The 24,809-nt window shown below is 68.9% G+C and carries 26 protein-coding genes and 1 pseudogene; 18 read left to right on the top strand and 9 right to left on the bottom strand.

The window, feature by feature from the left end; translation table 11 throughout:
• Nucleotides 1-68: 68 nt before the first annotated feature.
• From pgl to AB3K92_RS26965, 3 genes are all read left to right on the top strand, one after another.
• Complete coding sequence (gene pgl / locus AB3K92_RS26975) at nt 69-749, top strand: 6-phosphogluconolactonase (protein ID WP_059678031.1); 681 nt, start codon at nt 69-71, stop codon at nt 747-749.
• A complete protein-coding gene (locus tag AB3K92_RS26970; RefSeq protein ID WP_059485261.1) occupies nt 727-2,655 on the top strand; it encodes a bifunctional transcriptional regulator/glucokinase in 1,929 nt (642 codons plus the stop codon). The genes pgl and AB3K92_RS26970 overlap by 23 nt, the downstream gene beginning before the upstream one ends.
• Nucleotides 2,656-2,796: 141 nt before the next feature.
• Nucleotides 2,797-3,057 carry a T6SS amidase immunity protein Tai4 family protein gene (locus tag AB3K92_RS26965; RefSeq protein ID WP_346656376.1) on the top strand — a complete coding sequence of 87 codons (261 nt, stop codon included), beginning with the start codon at nt 2,797-2,799 and terminating at the stop codon, nt 3,055-3,057.
• Nucleotides 3,058-3,117: 60 nt separating this feature from the next.
• Here the strand turns inward: AB3K92_RS26965 and AB3K92_RS26960 are convergent, their stop codons facing one another.
• Nucleotides 3,118-4,335, bottom strand: coding sequence for a Bcr/CflA family multidrug efflux MFS transporter (locus AB3K92_RS26960; protein WP_369466187.1), 1,218 nt, complete (start codon nt 4,333-4,335; stop codon nt 3,118-3,120).
• Nucleotides 4,336-4,590: 255 nt separating this feature from the next.
• Here AB3K92_RS26960 and AB3K92_RS26955 point away from each other — a divergent pair, with 255 nt between their 5' ends.
• The 10 genes and pseudogenes from AB3K92_RS26955 (at nt 4,591) to AB3K92_RS26910 (ending at nt 14,295) form a co-directional block, all read left to right on the top strand.
• Nucleotides 4,591-5,043, top strand: coding sequence for a hypothetical protein (locus AB3K92_RS26955; protein WP_048024193.1), 453 nt, complete (start codon nt 4,591-4,593; stop codon nt 5,041-5,043).
• A gap of 191 nt (nt 5,044-5,234) precedes the next feature.
• Nucleotides 5,235-6,518, top strand: coding sequence for a glutamate-1-semialdehyde 2,1-aminomutase (gene hemL / locus AB3K92_RS26950; RefSeq protein WP_369466186.1), 1,284 nt, complete (start codon nt 5,235-5,237; stop codon nt 6,516-6,518).
• A gap of 15 nt (nt 6,519-6,533) precedes the next feature.
• Nucleotides 6,534-7,655, top strand: a complete 1,122-nt coding sequence (gene ribD / locus AB3K92_RS26945; RefSeq protein ID WP_175925923.1) for a bifunctional diaminohydroxyphosphoribosylaminopyrimidine deaminase/5-amino-6-(5-phosphoribosylamino)uracil reductase RibD — start codon at nt 6,534-6,536, stop codon at nt 7,653-7,655.
• 5 nt (nt 7,656-7,660) lie between these two features.
• Nucleotides 7,661-7,911, top strand: a pseudogene (locus AB3K92_RS26940) (riboflavin synthase); the annotation flags it as partial.
• A 344-nt stretch (nt 7,912-8,255) separates the two neighbouring features.
• On the top strand, nt 8,256-10,025 hold the full coding sequence (locus AB3K92_RS26935) for a prolyl oligopeptidase family serine peptidase (protein ID WP_369466185.1): 1,770 nt from the start codon (nt 8,256-8,258) through the stop codon (nt 10,023-10,025).
• Between the two features lie 139 nt (nt 10,026-10,164).
• Nucleotides 10,165-10,683, top strand: a complete 519-nt coding sequence (locus AB3K92_RS26930; RefSeq protein ID WP_369466184.1) for a DUF1993 family protein — start codon at nt 10,165-10,167, stop codon at nt 10,681-10,683.
• Nucleotides 10,684-10,877: 194 nt separating this feature from the next.
• Nucleotides 10,878-12,020, top strand: coding sequence for a bifunctional 3,4-dihydroxy-2-butanone-4-phosphate synthase/GTP cyclohydrolase II (gene ribBA / locus AB3K92_RS26925; RefSeq protein ID WP_369466183.1), 1,143 nt, complete (start codon nt 10,878-10,880; stop codon nt 12,018-12,020).
• A gap of 53 nt (nt 12,021-12,073) precedes the next feature.
• A complete protein-coding gene (gene ribH / locus AB3K92_RS26920) occupies nt 12,074-12,592 on the top strand; it encodes a 6,7-dimethyl-8-ribityllumazine synthase (protein ID WP_011351235.1) in 519 nt (172 codons plus the stop codon).
• On the top strand, nt 12,589-13,026 hold the full coding sequence (nusB, locus tag AB3K92_RS26915) for a transcription antitermination factor NusB (protein WP_027788132.1): 438 nt from the start codon (nt 12,589-12,591) through the stop codon (nt 13,024-13,026). Before ribH ends, nusB begins: the two co-directional genes overlap by 4 nt.
• Before the next feature lie 72 nt (nt 13,027-13,098).
• A complete protein-coding gene (locus tag AB3K92_RS26910; protein ID WP_369466182.1) occupies nt 13,099-14,295 on the top strand; it encodes a pyridoxal phosphate-dependent aminotransferase in 1,197 nt (398 codons plus the stop codon).
• 126 nt (nt 14,296-14,421) lie between these two features.
• Here the strand turns inward: AB3K92_RS26910 and AB3K92_RS26905 are convergent, their stop codons facing one another.
• Together AB3K92_RS26905 and AB3K92_RS26900 are read right to left on the bottom strand one after the other, a co-directional pair.
• Nucleotides 14,422-15,531 (bottom strand): lytic transglycosylase domain-containing protein, encoded by a 1,110-nt coding sequence (locus AB3K92_RS26905; RefSeq protein ID WP_042973113.1) that lies wholly within the window; start codon nt 15,529-15,531, stop codon nt 14,422-14,424.
• 430 nt (nt 15,532-15,961) lie between these two features.
• A complete protein-coding gene (locus AB3K92_RS26900) occupies nt 15,962-16,156 on the bottom strand; it encodes a hypothetical protein (protein ID WP_124535574.1) in 195 nt (64 codons plus the stop codon).
• Between AB3K92_RS26900 and AB3K92_RS26895 the strand changes: the two genes are divergently transcribed.
• Together AB3K92_RS26895 and AB3K92_RS26890 are read left to right on the top strand one after the other, a co-directional pair.
• A complete protein-coding gene (locus AB3K92_RS26895) occupies nt 16,128-17,684 on the top strand; it encodes a UbiD family decarboxylase (RefSeq protein WP_042973112.1) in 1,557 nt (518 codons plus the stop codon). The two genes, AB3K92_RS26900 and AB3K92_RS26895, sit on opposite strands and share 29 nt — an antisense overlap.
• Nucleotides 17,685-17,742: 58 nt before the next feature.
• A complete protein-coding gene (locus tag AB3K92_RS26890; RefSeq protein ID WP_021157079.1) occupies nt 17,743-18,411 on the top strand; it encodes a LysE family translocator in 669 nt (222 codons plus the stop codon).
• A 124-nt stretch (nt 18,412-18,535) separates the two neighbouring features.
• On the opposite strand, the gene AB3K92_RS26885 is transcribed toward AB3K92_RS26890, so the two are convergent.
• Nucleotides 18,536-18,838: a hypothetical protein gene (locus AB3K92_RS26885; protein WP_021157078.1), complete on the bottom strand. Its 303-nt coding sequence runs from the start codon at nt 18,836-18,838 to the stop codon at nt 18,536-18,538.
• 516 nt (nt 18,839-19,354) lie between these two features.
• Here AB3K92_RS26885 and AB3K92_RS26880 point away from each other — a divergent pair.
• Nucleotides 19,355-20,284, top strand: a complete 930-nt coding sequence (locus AB3K92_RS26880; RefSeq protein ID WP_369466181.1) for a Rossmann-like and DUF2520 domain-containing protein — start codon at nt 19,355-19,357, stop codon at nt 20,282-20,284.
• 75 nt (nt 20,285-20,359) lie between these two features.
• A complete protein-coding gene (locus tag AB3K92_RS26875; protein ID WP_006488584.1) occupies nt 20,360-20,923 on the top strand; it encodes a YggT family protein in 564 nt (187 codons plus the stop codon).
• Between the two features lie 12 nt (nt 20,924-20,935).
• Here the strand turns inward: AB3K92_RS26875 and AB3K92_RS26870 are convergent, their stop codons facing one another.
• The 5 genes from AB3K92_RS26870 to AB3K92_RS26850 all read right to left on the bottom strand — a co-directional run bounded on the left by AB3K92_RS26870 (nt 20,936) and on the right by AB3K92_RS26850 (nt 23,936).
• Nucleotides 20,936-21,286: a DUF190 domain-containing protein gene (locus tag AB3K92_RS26870; RefSeq protein ID WP_048024203.1), complete on the bottom strand. Its 351-nt coding sequence runs from the start codon at nt 21,284-21,286 to the stop codon at nt 20,936-20,938.
• A gap of 23 nt (nt 21,287-21,309) precedes the next feature.
• Nucleotides 21,310-21,696, bottom strand: a complete 387-nt coding sequence (gene crcB / locus AB3K92_RS26865; protein WP_021157075.1) for a fluoride efflux transporter CrcB — start codon at nt 21,694-21,696, stop codon at nt 21,310-21,312.
• A 199-nt stretch (nt 21,697-21,895) separates the two neighbouring features.
• Nucleotides 21,896-22,771 (bottom strand): NAD-dependent deacetylase, encoded by an 876-nt coding sequence (locus AB3K92_RS26860; RefSeq protein WP_369466180.1) that lies wholly within the window; start codon nt 22,769-22,771, stop codon nt 21,896-21,898.
• Nucleotides 22,772-22,959: 188 nt separating this feature from the next.
• Nucleotides 22,960-23,340 (bottom strand): NUDIX hydrolase, encoded by a 381-nt coding sequence (locus AB3K92_RS26855; RefSeq protein ID WP_021157073.1) that lies wholly within the window; start codon nt 23,338-23,340, stop codon nt 22,960-22,962.
• Complete coding sequence (locus AB3K92_RS26850) at nt 23,337-23,936, bottom strand: NUDIX domain-containing protein (protein WP_021157072.1); 600 nt, start codon at nt 23,934-23,936, stop codon at nt 23,337-23,339. Before AB3K92_RS26850 ends, AB3K92_RS26855 begins: the two co-directional genes overlap by 4 nt.
• 81 nt (nt 23,937-24,017) lie before the next feature.
• Between AB3K92_RS26850 and AB3K92_RS26845 the strand changes: the two genes are divergently transcribed.
• Complete coding sequence (locus AB3K92_RS26845) at nt 24,018-24,773, top strand: DeoR/GlpR family DNA-binding transcription regulator (RefSeq protein ID WP_021157071.1); 756 nt, start codon at nt 24,018-24,020, stop codon at nt 24,771-24,773.
• Nucleotides 24,774-24,809: the final 36 nt, after the last annotated feature.

The raw sequence follows: 24,809 nt of genomic DNA, 5'->3' as shown, positions 1-24,809 counted from the left end.
GCCACCGTACGCGGCAACGTGCATCACGATTCGTACGATTTGAACAGACAAAGCAGTCCGGAGGAGATGTGATCGAGATCCACGCTTTCGACACCCAGGAAGCGCAAAGCGAAGCGCTCGCGCGCGCCGTCGGCGATGCGCTGCGCGCGGCCCTCGCCGGCCCCGCGCGCCCGACGCTCGCCGTGTCCGGCGGCACGAGCCCGCGCCCGTTCCTGCACACGCTGTCGCACGCGGCGCTCGACTGGGCCGGCGTCGACGTCACGCTGGTCGACGACCGCTGGGTGCCGGACGACGACGCGGCCAGCAACGCGCAACTCGTGCGCGATACGCTGCTGCAACACGCAGCGGCCCCTGCCCGCTTCCTGCCGCTCGTCGACACGCGCAGCACGCTCGATGCGCACGTCGCCGCGCTCAACGCGAACGCCGACTACCGCGTGCCGACCGTCGCGGTGCTCGGCATGGGCGAGGACGGCCACACCGCGTCGATCTTCGCCGACGCGCCCGAATGGAACCACGCGATCACGACGCGCGAACGCTTCGTCGCCGTGCATCCGGGCGCCGCGCCGCATGCGCGCGTGAGCTTTTCGCTCGATGCGCTCAAGCGCGTCGACCGGCTGTTCCTGCTGATCGCGGGCGAACGCAAGCGCGCGGTGCTCGACGCCGCAGCCGCATCGCTGCAGAAGAACGCGATTTCCCAACTGGCCAACGACAAGGGGACCCAGCTCGATGTCTACTGGTGCGCAAAGTAAGGCCGTTGTCGCGGGCCAGCATGCCGACGGCCCGCGCCTGCTCGCGGACGTCGGCGGCACCAACGCGCGTTTCGCGCTGGAAACCGGCCCAGGCGAGATCACGCAGATCCGCGTCTATCCCGGCGCCGACTATCCGACAATCACCGACGCGATCCGCAAGTATCTGAAGGACGTGAAGATCAACCGCGTGAACCATGCGGCGATCGCGATCGCGAACCCGGTCGACGGCGACCAGGTCACGATGACCAACCACGACTGGAGCTTCTCGATCGAGGCGACGCGCCGCGCGCTCGGCTTCGACACGCTGCTCGTCGTCAACGATTTCACCGCGCTCGCGATGGCGCTGCCGGGCCTGACCGATGCGCAGCGCGTGCAGGTCGGCGGCGGCACGCGCCGCCAGAACAGCGTGATCGGGCTGCTCGGGCCCGGCACCGGGCTCGGCGTGTCGGGGCTGATTCCGGCCGACGACCGCTGGATCGCGCTCGGCAGCGAGGGCGGCCACGCGTCGTTCGCGCCGCAGGACGAGCGCGAGGATCTGGTGCTGCAGTACGCGCGCAAGAAGTTTCCGCACGTGTCGTTCGAACGCGTGTGTGCGGGCCCCGGCATGGAAATCATCTATCGCGCGCTCGCCGCGCGCGACAAGAAGCGCGTCGCCGCGACCGTCGACACGGTCGAGATCGTCGAGCGCGCGCATGCGGGCGACGCGCTCGCGCTCGAGACGGTCGAATGTTTCTGCGGGATTCTCGGCGCGTTCGCGGGCAGCGTCGCGCTGACGCTCGGCGCGCTCGGCGGCGTGTACATCGGCGGCGGCGTCGCGCTGAAGCTCGGCGAGCTGTTCACGCGCTCGTCGTTCCGCGCGCGCTTCGAGGCGAAGGGCCGCTTCACGCACTACCTCGAGAACATCCCGACCTACCTGATCACCGCCGAATACCCGGCGTTCCTCGGCGTATCCGCGATCCTCGCGGAGCAGCTGTCGAACCGCTCGGGCGGTGCGTCGTCGGCCGTGTTCGAACGGATCCGCCAGATGCGCGACGCGCTGACGCCGGCCGAGCGCCGCGTCGCCGATCTCGCGCTGAACCATCCGCGCTCGATCATCAACGACCCGATCGTCGACATCGCGCGCAAGGCCGACGTGAGCCAGCCGACGGTGATCCGCTTCTGCCGCTCGCTCGGCTGCCAAGGGTTGTCGGACTTCAAGCTGAAGCTCGCCACCGGCCTCACCGGCACGATCCCGATGAGCCACAGCCAGGTGCATCTCGGCGACACGGCCACCGACTTCGGCGCGAAGGTGCTCGACAACACGGTGTCGGCGATCCTGCAGCTGCGCGAGCACCTGAACTTCGAGCACGTCGAGAACGCGATCGAGATCCTGAACGGCGCGCGGCGCATCGAGTTCTACGGGCTCGGCAACTCGAACATCGTCGCGCAGGACGCGCACTACAAGTTCTTCCGCTTCGGAATCCCGACGATCGCGTACGGCGACCTGTACATGCAGGCCGCATCGGCCGCGCTGCTCGGCAAGGGCGACGTGATCGTCGCGGTGTCGAAGTCGGGACGCGCGCCCGAGCTGCTGCGCGTGCTCGACGTCGCGATGCAGGCCGGCGCGAAGGTGATCGCGATCACGTCGAGCAACACGCCGCTCGCGAAGCGCGCGACCGTCGCGCTCGAAACCGACCACATCGAGATGCGCGAATCGCAGCTGTCGATGATCTCGCGGATCCTGCATCTGCTGATGATCGACATCCTCGCGGTCGGCGTCGCGATCCGCCGGGCGTCGACCAACGGTGAGTTGCCGGAGGCCGTCGCGCAAGCGCGCGCGCGGGCGAGCGACGACGAAACGGCCGACGTGCTCGACTGGCTGAGCCACGGCGCATCGCCGGCGGCGAAGGACGTCGCGCGGGACTGACGCTTCGGCGAAACACCGTCGATCCACGACACCCCGAACGCTGGATTCAAGCCCGGCGTTCGGGGTGTTTTGCATGAGCGGCACCAGCGCAAACAACAGCGGCGCGACAGGCATCGACGATGCCTTCTGCCGAGGGCGCGCGTGACGTCATACGTTCGTACATCCCCACACTTCGATCTGGAACGGAACCCCGACGCGGGCAAATCGCTGGTCAATCGTTTTCTTGCTCGCGACTATCGCAATCCGGTCGTCGAATCCGAAATCAAGGGCGTGCGGTTTGATTTTCTGAAATGCCTGGATCTGTATCACAGTCGGGAACTCGATGCGCAGGTCAAACGGTTCGTAACCAACCCGAAGCGCAGCTATCGACTCGACAATCGCTCGTCAGACCGTTCAAAGTGATGCAGAGGTGGGAAGTGCAAACCCGTCCACCGCCCTCCTCCGCCAGTTCCGCCCCGCCGCTCAAGCGCCCGCCTTCACCGGCCGTCCGTGCCAGCGCAGCACCAGATAGCGCCCGGCGAAACACAGCACGCCGGTGACGCCGATCGTCACGCCCATCGCGAACGGCGTGCCGTCCGCGAGTGCGCCGATCGCGACGCTCGCCAGCGCGCCGAGCGCAAGCTGCATCGCGCCGAACACCGCCGCCGACGCGCCCGCATTGTGCGGATAACGATGCATGAGGTCGGTCGTGCAGTTCGCGGACAGGATCCCGACCACGCCGACGACGAAGAACAGGCACACGACGATCGACCACAGCCCGCCCACCCCCGTCAGCGCGACGAACGCGACCGCGAGCGACGCGATGCAGCTCACGAGCGACGCGGCCGCGATGATGCGCAGCGAACCGATGCGGCCGACCAGCCGCGTGTTCGTGAAGTTGCCGATCATGATGCCGACCACGTTCAGGCCGAACAGCAGCCCGTAGTGCTGCGGCGACACGTGGAAATACTCGATGTAGACGAACGGTGTCGCGGTGATGTACGAGAACATCGACGCGAACGCCATCCCGCCGCACAGCATGTGACCCCATGCGACGGGATCGGACAGGATGCGCCCGTACGACGCGAACGACGCGAGCACGGCCGCGCTCTTGCGCCGCTCCTTGGGCCAGGTTTCGGGTACGCGCAGGTACGCGGTCGCCGCGCACACCGCGCCGAACACGGCCAGCACGACGAATACGCCGCGCCAGCCCGAGAAACGCAGGATCTGCCCGCCGATCAGCGGCGCGAGCAGCGGCCCGACCGCGGTGACGATCGCGACCATCGACAGCACCTTCGCCGCGTCGGTCGGCTCGTGCGCGTCGCGCGCGATCGCACGCGACAGCACCGACGCCGCGCCGGCGCCGAGCGCCTGCAGGAAGCGCACGAGGATCAGCATGTCGATCGAGTTCGATACGAAGCAGCCGATGCTCGCGAGCGTAAATAGCGCGATGCCGCCGAGCAGCACGGGACGGCGGCCCCACGTGTCGGACAGCGGGCCGTACAGCAGCATGCCGACCGAAAAGCCGGCCATGAAGCTCGTCAGCGTGCGCTGCGCGGCGCCGGGGCTGACGGAGAAACCGGCGGCGATCGACGGCAGGCTCGGCAGGTACATGTCGGTAGCGATCGGCCCGCAGGCGGCGAGCGCGCCGAGCAACAGGATCAGCCGGGCATCGGGCCGGCGCCGGACGACGTGAGACATGGGTATCCGGAATGGAGCGCCGCGCGCATCGGGGCGCGCGTGGTGGTGAAGACGGGAGACCGCGCCGCGAACGACGCGCTCGGGCCCATGATTGTACGCGCAACTTTTTTTCGTGCCGCCGGCCCGGCGCGCGACCGGCGGAAAAACACCGGCACGGTGCCCGCCGCGCGGGATCGCGAGCAGGGATTCGATTAAGCTTGCAGCGCCTCACTCCCCTATTGTCTGACCCATTCAATTCGACGCACGACCGAACCGATGACCGCTTTCCTGTTGATCTGGAGCCCCAAGAAATGGCCGTGGCCCGAACTGCCCGACGTCGCCGCGCGCGTGAAGGCCGGCGAGGCCGTGCATGACGTGTGGGGCTGCGGCTTCGCGCGCGGCATCCTGCCGGGCGACCGCGTGTTCCTGCACCGCGTCGCGAAGGAGCCCAAGGGCGTGTTCGGCTCCGGCTACGTGACGCGCGCGCCGTACGAGGTACCCGATCCGGCGACGAAGCGCGGCTACCGGCTGTGCATCGACTTCGTCTACGACTGGCTGGTCGACGCGCACCAGGACGTCGTGATCCCGCGCGACGCGCTGCGCGTGCATCCGTACTCGGTACAGACCTGGGATGCGCAAAGCTCCGGCACCGTGATCAAGCCGATGGTCGAAGGCCCGCTCGAGAAGCGCTGGGCCGAGCTGACCGGCAAGCGCAAACCGCCGCGATAACCGAAGCGGCCGCCGCGCCGCATCTGCCCCTCCTTTCCGGCCCCGGCCCGCGCAACCCCGCACGCGCCGAAAGGCCGCGGACCGCGCCGCGGGCCCGCCGCGCGCGTCTCCGGTACAATCGGACGATCGTTCCGCCCAGGCGCCGCGGCCCGTGCACAGGCCCCCGCGCCCTTCTCTCGCAGGTTTCGCTCATGTCCAACAATCAGATCCTCTTCGAACGCGCCCAGAAGACCATTCCCGGCGGCGTCAACTCGCCGGTGCGCGCATTCCGTTCGGTCGGCGGCACGCCGCGCTTCGTCGCGCGCGCGCAAGGCCCGTATTTCTGGGATGCCGACGGCAAGCAGTACATCGACTACATCGGCTCGTGGGGCCCGATGATCGTCGGCCACGTCCATCCGGAAGTGCTGTCGGCCGTGCAGAACGTGCTCGCCGACGGCTTCTCGTTCGGCGCGCCGACCGAAGCCGAGATCGAGATCGCCGAGGAAATCTGCAAGCTCGTGCCGTCGATCGAGCAGGTGCGGATGGTGTCGAGCGGCACCGAGGCCACGATGAGCGCGCTGCGCCTCGCGCGCGGCTTCACGGGCCGCAGCCGGATCGTCAAGTTCGAGGGCTGCTACCACGGCCACGCGGACAGCCTGCTCGTGAAGGCCGGCTCGGGCCTGCTGACGTTCGGCAACCCGACGTCGGCCGGCGTGCCCGCCGACATCGCGAAGCACACGACCGTCCTCGAATACAACAACGTCGCCGCGCTCGAGGAAGCGTTCGGCGCGTTCGGCGACGAGATCGCCGCCGTGATCGTCGAGCCGGTCGCAGGCAACATGAACCTCGTGCGCGGCACGCCGGAATTCCTCAACACGCTGCGCGCGCTGTGCACGAAGCACGGCGCCGTGCTGATCTTCGACGAGGTGATGTGCGGGTTCCGCGTCGCGCTCGGCGGCGCGCAGGCGTACTACGGGATCACGGCCGACCTCACCTGCCTCGGCAAGGTGATCGGCGGCGGGATGCCGGCTGCCGCGTTCGGCGGCCGCCGCGACATCATGGCCCACCTCGCGCCGCTCGGCGGCGTCTACCAGGCCGGCACACTGTCGGGCAACCCGATCGCGGTCGCCGCAGGGCTGAAGACGCTGCAGCTGATCCAGGCGCCGGGCTTCTACGACGCGCTCACCGCGCAGACGAAGCGTCTCGCCGACGGCCTCGCGGCCGAAGCGCGCGCGGCCGGCGTGCCGTTCGCGGCCGACTCGATCGGCGCGATGTTCGGCCTCTACTTCGCCGAACGCGTGCCGACCAGCTTCGCCGAAGTCACGAAGAGCGACACCGAGCGCTTCAACCGCTTCTTCCACCTGATGCTCGACGAAGGCGTGTATTTCGCGCCGTCCGCGTACGAGGCCGGCTTCGTGTCGAGCACGCACGACGACGCGGTGATCGACGCGACGCTCGCGGCCGCGCGCCGCGCCTTCGCGGCACTCGCTGCCTGACCCGGGGCCGCGCGCATGTTCTCGGATATCGATTTCGCCCACATGCAGCGTGCGCTCGCGCTCGCCGCGCGCGGCATGTATACGACGGCACCGAACCCGCGTGTCGGCTGCGTGATCGTCAAGGACGGCGACGTGATCGGCGAAGGCTTCACGCAACCGGCCGGCCAGGATCACGCGGAGGTCCAGGCACTGAAGGACGCGCGCGCACGCGGCCACGACGTCGCGGGCTCGACCGTCTACGTCACGCTCGAACCGTGCAGCCATTTCGGCCGCACGCCGCCGTGCGCGAACGCGCTGATCGACGCGCGCGTCGCGAAGGTCGTCGCCGCGATGGAGGACCCGAACCCGCAGGTATCGGGGCGCGGCCTCGGGATGCTGCGCGATGCGGGCATCGACGTGCGCTGCGGGCTGCTCGCGCATGAAGCGGGCGAACTGAACATCGGCTTCGTGTCGCGGATGACACGCGGCCGCCCATGGGTGCGGATGAAGACCGCCGCGTCGCTCGACGGCCGCACCGCGCTGCCGTCCGGCGAAAGCCAGTGGATCACCGGCGAGGCCGCGCGCCTCGACGGGCACGCGTGGCGCGCGCGCGCCTGCGCGATCCTGACCGGCATCGGCACCGTGCGCGAGGACAACCCGCTGCTGACCGTGCGCGGGATCGACACGCCGCGCCAGCCGCAGCGCATCCTGGTCGACAGTCGCCTCGACCTGCCGCTCGACGCGCGACTGCTCGAAGGCGCTCCGCTGCTGATCTTCTGCGGCCGGCTCGACGCCGCCGGCGAAGTGCGGGCGAAGGTGCTGAAGGCCCGCGGCGCGGAAATCGTGCCGCTCGCGAATGCGCACGGCAAGGTCGACCTGCCCGCGATGCTGGCGGCGCTCGGCGCACGCGGCGTCAACGAGCTGCACGTCGAGGCCGGCCACAAGCTGAACGGCTCGCTGCTGCGCGAGCAGTGCGTCGACGAGTTGCTCATCTATCTCGCACCGAGCCTGCTGGGCGCCGATGCGGCAGGCATGTTCGACCTCGCCGCGCCGGCGAGCCTCGATGCGCGCACGCGGCTGTCGTTCCACGGGGTCGAGCGGGTCGGCGACGATCTGCGGATCCTCGCGCGCTTCACGCCGACGGACGCCGCGCACTGAACGGGATCGTCGCGCCGCGCGAGCTCGGCCGCTATCTCGTGTACAAGGGGCGGTCAACGGCATGAGCCTGACCGTCAACACGATCGACGATCGCGCGGACGGCTGCAAGTTCGCGATCAACCTGATTCCGTATACGGTCGAGGTCACGACACTGCGCCACGTGAAGGCCGGTGACAAGGTCGATCTCGAAGTCGACATGATCGCGCGCCACGTCGAACGGATGCTGTCGACGTTGCAAGGCGTACATCAGGACTGATCACGCGGGCGGTTTCCGGCGTGGCGGCCGGTACGCTGCCGGCCGCCACGTTTCCTTGTCCTTCGCGCCGCCGCGCACCGGCAATCAGGCGCCTGCGTCCTCCCCACCTGCCCGCGCCGGAATCGTCCCGAGCAACTGCCGCACATGCTCGCGTGCCGCGCGCCCCGGCCCCCTTCGCATCGCGCGCGGCGATCGTGTCGAACACCCGCCGGGGTCCGGCGACATTCCCGCCCCGTCGTGCCCGACCACGGACATGGCTTTGCCGGCGGCCGGTGCGGCCGGGCCGGAACTCGTTTCCGACGCATCTTGTCTATCCGCTTCCACCGATGCGACGAGGAGCTTGCGTGACGGCCGTCCCTTCCGATCCTCCGCAATACCGCCGCTTCACCGTCGACGACCTGCTGTCTCTCGACAGCTTCCAGCGCGACTACGGTCGCACCTGCGCGCTGTCGCCGGACGGCGGCTCGATCTGCTTCGCCGTCGTCCGCCCGCTGGCCGATGGCCGCCGCTTCGACCGCGCGTATCTTGGCGGGCTCGACCGGGCCGAGCTGCACCTGTACGAATTCGCCGGCCGCACGCTGCGCCGGCTGGCCGGCAATGCGCGGGCCGGCCGCGCGTGCGGCTCGCCGTCGTGGTCGCCGGACGGACGATGGATCGCGGCGGTCACGCTGTCGGCCGACGACGATGCGGTGCATGCCGTCCTGATCGACCCGGCGACCGGGGCCGCGATGCCGGTCACGACCGCGCGCAGCGTCGACCTGTCCCCGCTCGACCGCGACGGGCCGTTCACGTGGCTGCCCGATGGCCGCGTCGCGCTGCCGCTGCTAGCCGAACGGGCGACGCCCGTGATGGCGCATCTGCACCGCCGGCTGTTCGGGAACGCGCACGATGCATGGGCGGCCAACGCGCTCGGCCGCCAACCGACGGCCGACGTGCTCGACAGCGCCGCGTTCGGCGATCCGCCCGCCGCATCCGCACCCGACTGGTGGGCGTTCGATCCCGCATCGGGCGCGTTGTCCGCGCTGTCGCCGCAAGCGTGCGCGCGGGCCGGGCTGACACGCGCGGCGGTCACGGACACGCCGCCGGACACGCGCGGCACCAACGACGCCGACGAACCGGCAGATCACGATGGGGTGCTCCGCGAACGCATATCGGCAGAACCGGAGCGCCGGTACGCGGCCGTCATCGAACACGGTCGCGACGCCACCCGGCTGACGGTTCGCCTGGCCGGCGCGCGCGACGCGACCGTGGTGTTCGAGACGAATCGCCAGCTGGCCGGCATCGCGACCGGCACGACGCACCGGCTTGCCTGCCGCGGCGCGGAGCCCGGCCGGCAGCGCTTCGTCGACGTCCTGCTGCCACCGGATTACGCGGGTGCGCCGGTACCCGCAGTCGTCTGGGTGTACCCGTACGAAAAGGTCGCGCCCCACCCGCACCTGTTTCACGAACCCGACTGCCCGCTGCCGTTCAACTTCCAGCTGTTCGCCGCACACGGCTTTGCGGTCGTCGACGTGAACATGCGGGGCGTGCTGGGCGAGGCGCCGGCGACGATGGCAGACAGGATGCTCGACGACGTCCACGCGGCGGTCGACGCCGCGGTCGATGCCGGATTCGTCGATCGCGGCCGGCTCCACCTGTACGGCCAGAGCCTGGGCGGCTGGGCCACGATGATGCTGCTCGCCCGTACGCCGATGTTCCGCTCGGGCATGTCGAGCGCCGGCATCAGCGATGCGGCCGCGCTCTACGCGTCGCTCGACGCACGCCTGCGTTACGAAACGGGCCACGACACCCGTCCCGAGCGTTTCGAGCTGCTCGGCAAGGTGCTGGCCGACAACAGCTGGAACATCGACGCGCCGCCGTCGATCCGCCCGGATGCCTATCACGCGATCAGCCCGGTGCTGCACGCGGCACGGATCACGACCCCGCTGCTGCTGATCCATGGCGACGCCGACTACGTGCCGCTGGAACAAAGCGAACGGATGTTCGCGGCGCTGACCCAGCTCAAACGCGACGTGCGGCTGATCCGCTACTGGGGCGACGATCACGTGCCGCAATCGCCTGCCAATATCGCCGACCGGTACCGGCGGATGATCGACTGGCTGCAGCGCGCGTGACCGGCCGGCGCCATTGGCCGAACGGCCAACGACGCGCACGGGTCATGCGGTCGCGCTAAGATGCGTCGACAGCGGTTTCGATACCGCAATGCACGACGCGCCGCGTAGCGGCCGCCCTCTTCCTCAAGGAGTCGTCCCCATGTCCATCTCGATGTACCAGGCTTCGCTGCCCGTGCTGATCCGCGGCCTGACCAATCTTCAGCACATTCTCGGCAAGGCGCAGGCGCATGCGGCCGAAAAGCAGATCGATCCGTCGGTGTTCGTCGGCGCCCGCCTGTACCCGGACATGCTGCCGCTCGTCCGCCAGGTCTATATTGCGACCGACACGGCCAAGGGCTGCGCCGCGCGCCTCGCCGGCTCCGAGATCCCGAGCTATCCGGACGTCGAGCAGACCTTCGACGAACTGCACGCACGCATCCAGAAGACGATCGACTACCTGAAAAGCTTCGACGCCGCGCAGATCGACGGCAGCGAGACGCGCCAGATCGTGCTGAAGATGCGCGTCGGCCCGATCGAGTTCACCGGCGAGTCGTACCTGCTGAATTTCGTGCTGCCCAATTTCTTCTTCCACGTGACGACCGCGTACGACATCCTGCGCCACAGCGGCGTCGAGCTCGGCAAGCTCGACTACCTGGGCGGGCGCGACCAGCAAGCCTGACGCGCGGCCGGGCAAGGCCCGGCCCGCCACCGTCCGCACCGCGCGTGCAAGCATCGCGCGGCGGGCCGGCCAGGCCTGCCGCTCAGGTCGGCCGCGGCGCTTTCCGGAGCGCTTGCCGGCGGCGCGCGGCCCCTGCCAGCCGAAACGCCGTCCGGCTGGCGTAAAATACGCACTTTCCTCTTTCTCGCCCCCTTATGACGCTCGCCTCCACGCTCGACATCATCGCCGAGCTGAAAGCCGGCCGGATGGTGATCCTGGTCGACGAAGAAGATCGCGAAAACGAGGGCGACCTCGTGATCGCCGCCGAATTCGTCACACCGGAAGCGATCAACTTCATGGCCAAGTACGGCCGCGGCCTGGTTTGCCTGACGTTGACGCAGGAACGCTGCAAGCAGCTGCACCTGCCGCTGATGACCTACCGCAACGGCACGCAGTACGGCACCGCGTTCACGGTCAGCATCGAAGCGGCCGAAGGCGTGACGACCGGCATCTCGGCCGCCGACCGTGCGCACACGATCGCCACGGCGGTCGCGCACGACGTGCGCCCCGAGCAAATCGTGCAGCCGGGCCACGTGTTCCCGATCATGGCGCAGCCGGGCGGCGTGCTCGTACGCGCGGGCCACACCGAGGCCGGTTGCGACTTCACCGCGCTCGCCGGCCTCACGCCGGCCGCGGTGATCTGCGAGATCATCAAGGACGACGGCACGATGGCGCGCCTGCCCGACCTGATCGAATTCGCGCAGGAGCACAACCTGAAGATCGGCACGATCGCCGACCTGATCCAGTACCGCAGCCGCACCGAATCGATCATCGAGCGGATCGCCGAGCGTACGATGCAGACCGCGCACGGCACGTTCCGCGCGGTGCTGTACCGCGACCAGCCGAGCGGCTCGCCGCACATCGCGCTGGTGCGCGGCGCGCCCGCGCCCGACGCCGATACGCCGGTGCGCGTGCACGAGCCGCTGTCGGTGCTCGACCTGCTCGAAACGGGCGTGTCGACGCACTCGTGGACGCTCGACGCCGCGATGCGCGAGATCGCGGAGCGCGACCTCGGCGTGATCGTGCTGCTCAACTGCGGCGACACGAAGGAACACCTGATCGACGTCTTCAAGGCGTTCGACGAGGAAGAAAAGGCCGCTGTGCTGAAGCGCCGGCCGGTCGATTTCAAGACGTTCGGCATCGGCGCGCAGATCCTGCGCGATGTCGGCGTCGGCAAGATGCAGGTGCTGTCGAATCCGCGCAAGCTGGGCAGCATGTCCGGCTACGGCCTGGAAGTCACGGGCTTCATTCCGATGCCCGGCGGCGAAGCCAAGTCCTGCCCGGCGTCCAACGCGTAACCCGCCACGGCGCTTTCGCCCTATAACCGTTCATCCACACCACGGACAAGATCATGGAAATCGGACAATACCAACCGAATCTCGAAGGCGACGGCCTGCGGATCGGCATCGTGCAATCGCGCTTCAACGAGCCGGTGTGCAACGGCCTCGCCGACGCGTGCGTCGAGGAACTGGAACGCCTCGGCGTCACCGGTGAAGACGTGCTGCTCGTGTCGGTGCCCGGCGCGCTGGAAATCCCGCTCGCGCTGCAGAAGCTCGCGGAAAGCGGCCAGTTCGACGCGCTGATCGCGCTCGGCGCGGTGATTCGCGGCGAGACCTACCACTTCGAACTCGTGTCGAACGAGAGCGGCGCGGGCATCACCCGCATCGGCCTCGACTTCAACCTGCCGATCGCCAACGCGGTCCTGACGACCGAAAACGACGAGCAGGCCGTCGCGCGCATGACCGAAAAGGGTCGTGATGCCGCACGCGTCGCCGTCGAGATGGCCAACCTGACGATGGCGCTCGACCAGCTCGGCGATGACGACGAGGACGAAGAGGAAGACGAAGACGACGAAGAGGAGCGCGCATGAAGAAGAGCGCCCGCCGACAATCGCGCGAGCTGGCGACGCAGGGGCTGTACCAGTGGCTGCTGTCGAACGCGTCCTCCGGCGAGATCGACGCGCAACTGCGCGGCGCGCTCGGTTACGACAAGGCTGACAAGGAGCTGCTCGACGCGATCCTGCACGGCGTGATCCGCGAGCACACCACGCTCGTCGAAGCGCTGACGCCGTCGCTCGACCGCCCGATCGACCAGTTGTCGCCGGTCGAACGCGCCGTGCTGCTCATCGCGACGTTCGAGCTCACGCACCACGTCGAAACGCCGTACCGCGTGATCATCAACGAAGCCGTCGAACTCGCGAAGACGTTCGGCGGCTCCGACGGCTACAAGTACGTGAACGGCGTGCTCGACAAGCTTGCCGCGAAGCTGCGCCCCGCCGAAACGCAGGCGCGCCGCAACGGCTGATACCGTTTGGTCCGGAACGGGCGCGCATGCGCCCGTTTTTTCTTTCGTCACGCCCCTCCCCCTGCCCGCCCGATGAATACCGCCACCGATTCGCTCGTCAAGCTCGCCGCACGCGTCGACGCGATCCAGCCCTTCTACGTGATGGAACTGATGAAGGAGGCACAGCGTCTCGAGTCCTCCGGGCGCGATGTTATCCACATGGGCATCGGCGAGCCGGATTTCACCGCGCCGGAGCCGGTCGTCGAAGCGGCTGCGGCCGCGCTGCGCCGCGGCGTCACGCAATATACGAGCGCGCTCGGCATTGCACCGCTGCGCGAGGCGATCGCCGCGCACTACGCGCGTGCCTACGGCCTCACGATCAGCCCGGAGCGGATCGTCGTGACGGCCGGCGCGTCGGCTGCGCTGCTGCTCGCGTGCCTCGCGCTCGTCGGGCGTGACGACGAGGTGCTGATGCCCGACCCGTCGTATCCGTGCAACCGGCACTTCGTCGCGGCGGCCGAAGGCCGCGCGGTGCTCGTGCCGAGCGGCCCGGACGCACGCTTCCAGCTCACCGAGAATGACGTCCGCTCGCGCTGGGGCGACCGCACTCGCGGTGTGCTGCTCGCATCGCCGTCGAACCCGACCGGCACGTCGCTCGAACCGGACGAGCTGAAGCGGATCGTCGAAGCCGTGCGCGCACGCGGCGGTTTCACGATCGTCGACGAGATCTACCAGGGGCTCAGCTACGACGCGGCGCCCGTGTCGGCGCTTTCATTCGGCGACGACGTCGTCACCGTGAACAGCTTCTCCAAGTATTTCAGCATGACGGGCTGGCGGCTCGGCTGGCTGGTCGTGCCGCCCGCGCTGGTCGGCACGTTCGAGAAGCTGGCGCAGAACCTGTTCATCTGCCCGTCCGCGCTCGCGCAGCACGCGGCGCTCGCCTGCTTCGAGCCGGCGGCGCTCGACATCTACGAAGCGCGCCGGCTCGAATTCAAGCGCCGCCGCGATTTCATCGCGCCGGCGCTCGAACGGCTCGGCTTCACGGTGCCCGTGATGCCGGATGGCGCATTTTATGTGTATGCGCACTGCGGCGGCGTCGCCCACCCGGCGGCCGGCGACAGCGCCGCGCTCACGACGGCGATGCTGCATGACGCGGGCGTCGTGCTGGTGCCCGGCATGGACTTCGGTGTCCATGCGCCGCGCGACTATATCCGCCTGTCCTATGCGACGGCCTACTCGCGGCTCGAGGAAGCGGTCGAACGGCTCGCGACGTTGTTCGGGCAGCACTGAGCCACGACTGAGCCTCGGCCGGCACGCCGGCGGCTTCTCGCGCCGCAAAAAAGCAAAAGGCACCCTGATCGGGTGCCTTTTTCATGTCCTGCCGGCCGAAGCCGTGCGATGCGCTAGCGCCGGGCGTTACGCGCCGAGCTCCGAGCGGTCGCCGTGCGACTTCGCGGTATCGACGCTCGCGTCGTCCTGCGGCGCGGCTTCCTTCGATGCCGTCGACTTCGCCGACGTCGTGGTTTCGAGCGTCGCATGCACGCGCTTCGCGCCGCCCGCTGCCGCCGTCACAGCAGCGGCCGTGACGATCGGCTTCGCCGGCGCCTGCGGCGCGTTGACCGGCACGCTGCGGCCGTGCGACACATCGCGCAGGCGACTGCGCTCGGCCATCACCTTCGCGCCGTATGCGGTGTCGTCCGGGTTCGTCGAGCCGTTGTACAGGCGCAGGCCGTTCGCGAGCGAACCGCCACGTGCAATGCAGTCCTTCAGCACGAGCGCACCGACCTGGAGGTTCGCGAGCGGCTGCAGTGCGGTATCGGTGCCGCCGAAATACTCGAACTTGTCGGAATGGACCTTCGACATGACCTGCATCAGGCCCTTCGCGCCGACGCCGCTTTCGGCGTACGGGTTGAAGCCCGATTCGATCGCCATCACGGACAGCAGCAGCAGCGGATCGAGGCCGACGTCACGGCCGGTCTGGAACGCAGCCTTGACGAGCTGGCCGAGCGGCTCCTGCGCGACGCGGTAACGGCGCGACAGGTAGGTCGCGACCAGCGCCTGCTCGCGATTCGACGCGAGCGCACGGTCGTCACGCGCATCGGCCGCCACGCGCTGGGTCGGGATCAGCTTCGCCAGCGCAACGGGCGACGGGCCGTTGCGGGCGGGATCGGATGCATCGCCCTGCGCGTTGGCTTCCGGTGCGACGTCGAGGCCGACCGCAAGCGCGTCCGTTTCAGGGCTGTCTTCCTGCTGCGGCTGCGCGCCGGCGGGCGCGAAGTTCGGCAGCGGATGGCCGGTCAGCAGACGGGCCGGGCCGGCTTGCACGGCCGCGGATACGACCGGCATCAGCTTCGCGGCAAGCGTGCCGCGCACGGTTGGCAGCAGCCACAGTGCGAGTGCAACCGCGACCGCAAGACAGCCGACTACGCTGAATAGATGGTGACTGACACGCGTCCCGCGACGCAGCATGCTGCGCACGAATTGCGCATGCTGCTCACTAGGACGCCACGATAACCAAGCGTTCATTCAGATCATCTCCCATGAACATGACTCGTGCGGCTCGCTCAGCTCGATGGCGAGACAGGTAACGCGCCGCGGAATCACGACGCCGCACGCCTTGGTCGGGGCGTGCAGACATCGGGGAAACGGTATAAGTACCGTTCGAGGCCACGGTGTAAGAGGGCCGGCACCTTCGCACACTGGGCGAGGCGGGCATACGCGGTGGCACCCACGCAAAAAACCAGCGTCTGGTGGCGCTGGCTGAGACTACGACTAAGGCCGTCGGATACGCCGTGCAGGTATCGGCGGACGGTGACGCGCTGCGTCAAAGATCGGTGATTGGCGGCTCGAAGCCTTTTACCCTGCAGCCAATGTGAGCGGATTCTAGCAGGGTTTTATAGATCGTCAACACTATAAAACCTTGAAATTATAACAAAAAGTAATTTAAGGACACTCTTCAGATCGCGAGCCCCGTGCCGTAGGGGGTTTGCGCGCGGTCGACTTTTTTCTCCGCCGGGCGGGCATGCGGCGGCGCGGGTAAAATCGTCGGTCGATTCGGGGCCGCAGCCGGCCGCTGCGCCCGCCCATCGCTGCCCGCCACGCGGGTGGCCCGGACCATCTTCATGAAATACAAAGACTTACGCGATTTCATCCAGCGCCTCGAGGCGCTCGGCGAACTGCGGCGCGTCACGCAGCCCGTGTCGCCCGTGCTGGAAATGACCGAGCTGTGCGACCGCGTGCTGCGCGCCGGCGGCCCTGCGCTGCTGTTCAACGCACCGACCGGCTACGATTTCCCGGTGCTCGGCAACCTGTTCGGCACGCCGCGCCGCGTCGCGCTCGGGATGGGCGTCGATGCGGGCGACGACGCCGCGCTCGATTCGCTGCGCGATCTCGGGCGCCTGCTGTCCGCGCTGAAGGAACCCGATCCGCCGAAGAGCCTGAAGGACGCCGGCAAGCTGCTGTCGCTCGCGAAGGCCGTGTGGGACATGGCGCCGAAGTCGGTGTCGTCGCCGCCCTGCCAGGAGATCGTCTGGGAAGGCGCCGACGTCGACCTGAACAGGCTGCCGATCCAGACCTGCTGGCCCGGCGACGCGGGGCCGCTCGTCACGTGGGGCCTGACGGTCACGCGTGGGCCGAACAAGTCGCGGCAGAACCTCGGGATCTACCGGCAGCAGCTGATCGGCCGCAACAAGCTGATCATGCGCTGGCTCGCGCATCGCGGCGGCGCGCTCGACTTCCGCGAATTCGCGCTGCGCAACCCCGGCAAGCCTTATCCGGTCGCGGTCGTGCTCGGCGCCGATCCGGCCACGACCCTCGGCGCGGTGACGCCCGTGCCCGATTCGCTGTCCGAGTACCAGTTCGCCGGCCTGCTGCGCGGCAGCCGCACGGAGCTCGCGAAGTGCCTGACGCCCGGGGTCGACACGCTGCAGGTGCCCGCGCGCGCGGAGATCGTGCTCGAAGGCTTCATTTATCCGCAGGAAGGCACCCCCGCCCCCGCTCCGGCCGGCGCACCGCCGCGCCCGGCCGGCAACGCGTCGGCCGCGTACGAACACGCGCTCGAAGGCCCCTATGGCGACCACACCGGCTATTACAACGAGCAGGAGTGGTTCCCCGTGTTCACCGTCGAGCGCATCACGATGCGCCGCGACGCGATCTACCACTCGACCTACACGGGCAAGCCGCCCGACGAGCCCGCGGTGCTTGGCGTCGCGCTCAACGAGGTGTTCGTGCCGCTGCTGCAGAAGCAGTTCACGGAGATCACCGACTTCTACCTGCCGCCCGAAGGCTGCAGCTACCGGATGGCCATCGTCCAGATGAAGAAGAGCTACGCGGGCCATGCGAAGCGCGTGATGTTCGGCGTGTGGAGCTTCCTGCGGCAGTTCATGTATACGAAGTTCATCGTGGTCGTCGACGAGGACGTGAACATCCGCGACTGGAAGGAGGTGATCTGGGCGATCACGACGCGTGTCGACCCCGTGCGTGACACCGTGATGGTCGACAGCACGCCGATCGACTATCTCGACTTCGCATCGCCGGTGGCCGGCCTCGGTTCGAAGATGGGGCTCGACGCGACCAACAAGTGGCCGGGCGAGACCAGCCGCGAATGGGGCCGCCCGATCGAGATGGATGCCGCCGTGAAGGCGCGCGTCGACCGGCTCTGGCAGGAGATCGGACTCTGACGCCGCGCGGCCGGCGCCCGCCGGCCCGTGGATTGCCATTGCAACAAGAACAACGAAGATGACCTTTCCGCCCGCCTCCATGCTGTCCGACGGCTTCTTTCTGTCGCTGTCGCTCTGTCTCGACATCGGCCTCGTGAACGTCGCGATGCTGTCGCTGACGCTGTCGCACGGCTTCCGGCCGGGCTTCTGGCTCGGCATCGGATCGTGCGTCGGCGATCTCGTCTATGCGGCGCTCGCGCTCGCCGGGATGGCCGTGCTGCTGCAGTTCGAGCCGGTGCGCTGGATCGTGTGGATCGGCGGCGGCGCGGTGCTGCTGTTCCTCACGTGGAAGATGGCGCGGGAAGCGCTGGCGCCAGCCAAGGCGGCGGGCGACGATGGCGAGGATGCGCCGCAGCCGCGTGCGAGCGCGCGGCGCAGCTTCCTGCGCGGCATGCTGCTCGCGATGTCGTCGCCGAGCGCGATCCTGTGGTTCGCGGCGGTCGGCGGCGCGCTGATCGCGAAAGCCGGCGCGACCACGCCGGCCACCGCGTCGGTGTTCCTGTCGGGCTTTTTCCTCGGCGGCCTCGCATGGACGCTCTTCATGTGCACGCTCGCGAGCCAGGGCCGCAAGCGCGCGGGCGCGGGGCTGATGCGCGCGTGTCACGTCGCGTCGGCGCTGCTGTTCGCGTATTTCTCGTATAGCGTGATCGTCGGCGGCTACCGCGACCTGATCGTGCACGCGGTGTAATCGCAGCCGGCCTGCACGGGCCGCTCACCGAGGCCGGGCGGCAGCCCGAAAAGAAAAACGGCGCAGCGCCCCGCTCGGGACGCTGCGCCGTTTTGCCGCACGCGGTCAGGCCGCGCGGGACGAATCAGCGACGCCAGCCGTGATGGCCCCAGCCGCCGTAACCATGGCGCCAGTACGGGCGACCGTAGTAGCCACCATAGCCGCCGACGACCACGGCGGGCGGCGGCGCGTAGTAGGCCGGCGCCGGCGCGTAATAGACGGGCGGAGGCGGCGGCGCGTAGTACACGGGCGGCGGCGGTGCATAAACGGGATACGCGGGTGCGACCGGGATACCGATGCCGACCCCGATCGACACGTGAGCCTGCGCAGCGCTTGCGGCACCCAGGCCCAGCGCAGCGGCGGCGATGAACGGAATGAGCTTTTTCACTTCGATTCTCCTGCTGGAGCGGTATTTTATGCGCTCCTGTCGGCAACGGCGGGCATGCACGTCGCATGGAAGCAATGTAGCGAAAACGCGCTCCTCACGTATCGGGCATTTGTTGCAAATTGCAATCGCACGCGGCCGGAACCGCCGTGCGGCGCGGCTCGCAGCACCTTCGGCGGGCCTTGCGGGCCGCGCGGTTCCGTCCGACGAGTCGGGTCGCGACATCATGGCCGGTCAGTCTTACCGGATACGGCGCGTGCGGCGAGCACGCGATCGTAATGAACGATTACAAATTCGAGACAAGATGCCGACGTTTCAAGCCGGACACCGGCTCGGTATATTTCGGGGTCGGATTCCAGGATCGTGAATCGACCGTGGTGCCCGGGCGTCGATAGATACGTCGTTCGCGCCGCGTAACTGTCAGCCACGCACGTGTCCGCACGGAAGCTGCCCTTTCGCGGCCCCGCCGTCATTCCTGCGATACTGGCGGTTGCTTCGTTTTCGCTTACGTTCGCTGCCATGTCCGTCCCCGACACACCCCGCCTCGGCTTCATCGGCGCCGGCCGTCTCGCACGCTGTGTCGCGCAGCGTTTCGCGCAGGCCGGCTTTCCGGTCGTCGCGATCGCGAGCCGCACGCCCGCATCGGCCGCGGCCCTCGCCGCGCGCATCGACGGCTGCCAGGCGGTCGACACGCCGCAGCAGGTCGCCGACGCCGCCGACCTGATCTTCCTGACGGTGCCCGACGACCATCTCGCGTCCGCCGCCGCGGCGCTGCGCTTTGACGCATCGCGCGCCGCGCGGCAGGCCGTCGTTCACTGCAGCGGCGCGTCGGCCGTCGCACTGCTCGATCCGGCGAAGCAGCAAGGCACGGCCACGGGCGGCTTCCATCCGCTCTACCTGTTCGGCGGCACCGACGCCGATCTCGCCCGCATCGACGGCTGCTCGGTCACGATCGAAGCCGACGGCGCATTGCATGCGACGCTGATGCGACTTGCCGCCGCACTCGGCTGCCATCCGCTGTCGATTCCGGCCGGCGGCCGGATGCTTTATCACGCGGCCGCGCACTACGCGGCGAGCTTCGCGCTGTGCGGGCTGGCGGAAGCGGTCGAGCTGTGGCGCGGCCTCGGTTTCGACGAGGAAGCCGCGTTGCGCGCGCTGCTGCCGATGCTGGCCGGTACGATCGAGACCGCACGCGACAAGGGGCTCGCGAACGCGCTCTCGGGCCCCGTGTCGCGCGGCGATACGGGCATCGTCGAACGCCAGTTGGCACTGCTTGAAACGCTGGGCGGCGATCACGCGACGCTGTACGCGTTGCTGACGCGCCGCGCGGTCGCGCTCGCGGCGCAGCGCGCGACGCCGCCGGCGTCGCTGCCGGCGCTCGCCGAAGCCGTCGAAACGTCACTCGCGCGCACGGCCGTGCACCCCTCCCCGTCGCGAGACGAGGCGTGATAAGGTGTCGGCCGATGCGCCGCCATCCGGCGTTGGCGGCCGCACGCTACTGACCGTATAAAAAGGATGCCAACGATGTTCGGCGAGATCGCCCGTTTTCTGCTCAATACCGTCTTCACGCTGTTCGGCGCCGCGCTGATCCTGCGCGTCTGGATGCAGGCCGTCCGCGTGCCGCCGTACAACCCCGTCACGCAGGCCGTGCTGCAGGCGACCAACTGGCTCGTGCTGCCGCTGCGCCGCGTCATCGCGGGCGTACGCGGCATCGACTGGGCCAGCGTCGTCGCCGCCCTCCTCACCGCGCTCGTCTATGTCGTGCTGATGGTCGTGATGGCCGGCTTCGACCCGGCCGCGGTGATCGCGACGCTCGTCGTGGTCGCGCTGCTCACCGTCGTGAAGTGGGCGCTCAATCTCGTGATCTGGATGACGATCCTGATGGCGCTGCTGTCGTGGCTCAACCCGCGCTCGCCGGCCATGCCGATCCTCTACCAGCTCACCGCGCCGTTCCTGAACCCGCTGCGCCGCGTGATCCCGAATCTCGGCGGCATCGACCTGTCGCCGATCCTGCTGTTCGTGATCGTGCAGGTGCTGCTGATGATCGTCACGCGCGCCGCCGTGTCGCTGACGATGTTCGGCATCTGACGCCGTCGCCCCCTACACCGCCGGCCCCTGCGCCGGCGGTGCGCCGAGCGTGTCGATCACGCCGAATTGCGCCGGCATCATCGCGTAGCACACGCGCACCTTTTCCTGCGACAGCCTCGCGAGCAAGCGCTGCGCCTCGTCCTCGGTGACGATGAATTCGACCTCGATCGCGACCGACCCCTGCAGCTCGAAGAAGCGGTCCTCGTGCAGCACGCGATGCTGGCCGAAGCCGGCCATCGCGCGAAACGCGGAACCGCCCGCGACGCCCATCCGGTTCGCCTCCTCCAGCAGCCATTCCCACAGCGGCTTCCAGTGCAGCCGGTGCTGCTCGTGCACGTAGAAGCGCAAGAAGATCCTGTCCATCGCTCCCTCCGATGGCGGCACGCTCAGGCCGCCGCGAGCCATGCGCGCGCGGTCCACATGCCGAGCGCCGTCAGCGCGAACGATCCAGTCAAGTGTAGGGCAGCCACCGCAAACGCCCATCCCAATTCGCCCTGCAACGCATGCGTCATCACTTCGACCGAATAGGTCGAGAACGTCGTGAGGCCGCCGAGAAAGCCCGTGATCACGAACAGCCGCCACTCGGGCGGCAACCCGACGCGGGTCGTGAACACGACGGCGGCGATGCCGATCACGTAGCCGCCGATCAGGTTCGCGGCGAGCGTGCCGAGCGGCACGGCGGGAAAGAATTCGTTGAGCGCGAGGCTCAGGAACCAGCGCAGCAATGCGCCGAGCCCGGCGCCGACGAAGATCGCGACGATCGAATAGAACAAGGGCGCTCCCGTTCGATGAAGCGGCTGGATTCAGCCGCCGGCCCCGGTCGCCCGGGGTGATGTCCGGGCCGCACGCGTGCGGCGTGCGTGCGGGCGGCACTGGCTGAAATGTATGCGGATTCGCGTCGCGCCTGCAACGGCCGCCGCCGGCGGGATGCCCGCCCGTTCGCGTGGCGGGTACCCGCACGTTCACACACGGTCACGCGCGTTGCCAGGCTGCGTCGAGCGCGCCCAGCGTCGCCAGCGCGCCGCCCTTCAGGCCGATCACGTCCGCACGGCGCGCATGCGCTTCACGCGCGTTGATGCGGATCACGTCGGCGCCGAGCCGTTCGCTCAGCAGGCGCACGGTCGGGATCGCGGTGCCCGCGCCGATCTCGACCACGGCGACACGCCCGGCCCGCGCAATCCAGTCTTCCAGCGCACGTTCCTGCGCGTCGTAGCGCGCACCGAGCCAGCCGGTGTCGCCGAACATCAGGATGTTCGGCCGCGCGAGGCCGCCGCAGCGCGGGCAACGCGGCATTTCGCCGACGAGGCGGCAGGTGGTTTCATCGACGTCCGGCACGAACGGCGCCGCATCCCACGTGTCGTCCGAGCAGGGGCGCAGGCACTGCATCACGTGGATCGAACCGTGGATCTCGACGATCCGCGCCGGATCGAAGCCGGCTTTCTGGAACTGGCCGTCGACGTTGCTCGTCAGGACGAAGCCGCCGTTCGGCATCGCGTCGATCCAGCGGCGCAGGATCGCGAAGCCCGCATGCGGCACCGTCGCACGGTAGAGCGCGAGGCGGTGCCCGTAGAAGCCCCATGCGAGCGGCGCACGCGCGCGGAACGCGTGCGGCGATGCGATCTCGTGGAATTCGAAGCGCTCGTGGCGCAGCGCCGGATACGCGCGCCAGAACCCGTCCGTGCCGCGGAAATCGGGCAGCCCGGAATCGACGCCGATACCGGCGCCGGCCGTCACGAGCAATGCGTCTGCGCGTGCGAGCGCGGCAACGGCGGAAGCGACGAGATCGGCGGGCAGTTGCGCGGCGGCAGCAGCAGCAGCAGTGAAATCAGCGGAATCGGAGAGCGGCATGACGGGGCGTCGGTGGCGTCGGACAGTGCGCGGGTGGCGTCGCGATCATACGCCGGTTCGCGCGCAGCGCGGCATGCATGAGGTGCACGATGCAACGGCATGACGCGACGCCCGCCCGGCCGCGGGCGGTGCGGGCGAGCGACGCGCGGAGCCGCCTGCACCGCCTTGGCCGGGCGCCTCCCGCCTGTTCAGCGATCCGAATCGTCCTGCACGACCGGAATGTCGTCGACCGAGAAATAGACGGCCTTGCCGAGCTGCCGCGCGAGGGCGACATCCGCGTCGGCTCCGCGCGACGCGCCGTCGATCCGCCATACCGCATCGCAGCGGCGCAGCAGCCGGTGCGCGGCCGGATACAGGAACGCCTCGCTGACTGCGTCGCCGACCTGTCGCGACCCGGCCGCGACGGCGAGCGGCAGCGACACCCACTCGCCGATCATCGGCACATGCCCGCGGCGATACACGGCGAGCGCCGCCTCCTCCAGCCGGTGCAGGTTCGCGGCGATGCGCGCGGGGTCGCCGTCCGTGCCGCTGCGGTAAGGGCCGGCGACCAGCACGAGCAGCGGCGTCATGCCGTGCGCGCGCCGGCGGTTTCCCGCAGCGCGACGTACTGGAGCAGCATGATCGTCTTCGCGTCGACGATCTCGCCGCGCTCGACCGCATCCAGCGCCGCCTGCAGCGGCATCTCGACGACCTCGAGATCCTCGCCCTCCTCCGCAACGCCGCCGCCGTCGCCGGTGCGCAGCGACGCATCGTATTCACCGACGAAGAAATGCAGCTTCTCCGTCACCGAGCCCGGGCTCATGAACGCCTCGAACACCTTGCGCACGCCGCGCACGCGGTAACCGGTCTCCTCCTCGGCCTCCGCGCGGATGCGCGCCTCGGGCGTCGCGTCGTCGAGCAGGCCGGCGGCGGCCTCGAGCAGCATGCCGTCGTGTCCACCGACGAACGCCGGCATCCGGAACTGCCGCGTCAGCAGCACATCGCCGGTATCGGCATTGCGCAACAGGATGGTCGCGCCATTGCCGCGATCGTAGGTCTCGCGGCTCAGGCGCTGCCACGTTCCGTCGCGGCGCAGGAAATCGAACGTCACCTTCTTCAGCACATACCAGTCATCGGACAGCACCGTCGTATCGACGATGCGGACACGGTCCCGCGTTGCAGCCATCCCAGCCTCCGGTTCGACAAAAGACGGTGCCCATGGTAACGTGCAGATTCGTGCAATTTCAAGAAAATTCGTGCAAACCCGATGCTGACGACACAACGCAAGAAAGCGATCCTCGACGCACTCGCGCGCGACGGCCAGGTGCTGGCGGTCGAGCTGAGCGCGCAATTCGGCGTATCCGAAGACACCGTCCGCCGCGACCTGCGCGAGCTCGCGGCCGAGGGCCTGCTGCAGCGCGTGCATGGCGGTGCGCTGCCGGCGTCGCCGGCCGTCGCGCCGTTCGCGCAGCGCGAAACGCTCGAGACGGCGGAAAAGCGGCGCATCGCGCGCCGCGCCGCGGAGATGATCGCGCCCGGGCAGGTGGCGATCGTCGATGGCGGCACCACCTCGGCGCTGCTCGTCAGCCAGTTGCCGGCCGACCTGCGCGCGACGATCGTCACGCACAGCCCGAGTGTCGCGGTGGCGCTCGCCGCGCATCCGTCGATCGACGTGATCCTGATCGGCGGGCGGCTCTACAAGCATTCGATCGTCGCCGTCGGCGCGGCGGCCATGGAAGGCATTGCGCGCATCCACGCGGATCTTTACTTCATGGGCGTGACGGGCGTGCACCCGGTTGCGGGGCTCAGCACCGGCGATTTCGAGGAAGCGGCGATCAAGCGCGCACTGGCCGAACGCGCGGCCGAGACCGTCGTGCTCGCGTCGCAGTCGAAGCTGCGCGCGGCGTCGCAGTTCGTGATCGGCGAGCTGACGCTGGCGCACACCGTGGTGGTCGAAAAGGAAACCGACGCCGCGTTGACGAAGCCGATCGAAGCGGCGGGCGTGACGGTCGTGCGCGCGTAGCGTCGGTCGTGGCCGTGGCGGATGGGTTGGATGGGC

Source organism: Burkholderia sp. Bmkn7 (assembly GCF_041103175.1).
Classification (GTDB): domain Bacteria; phylum Pseudomonadota; class Gammaproteobacteria; order Burkholderiales; family Burkholderiaceae; genus Burkholderia; species Burkholderia cepacia.
This window is presented reverse-complemented; position numbering and strand designations above follow the sequence as displayed.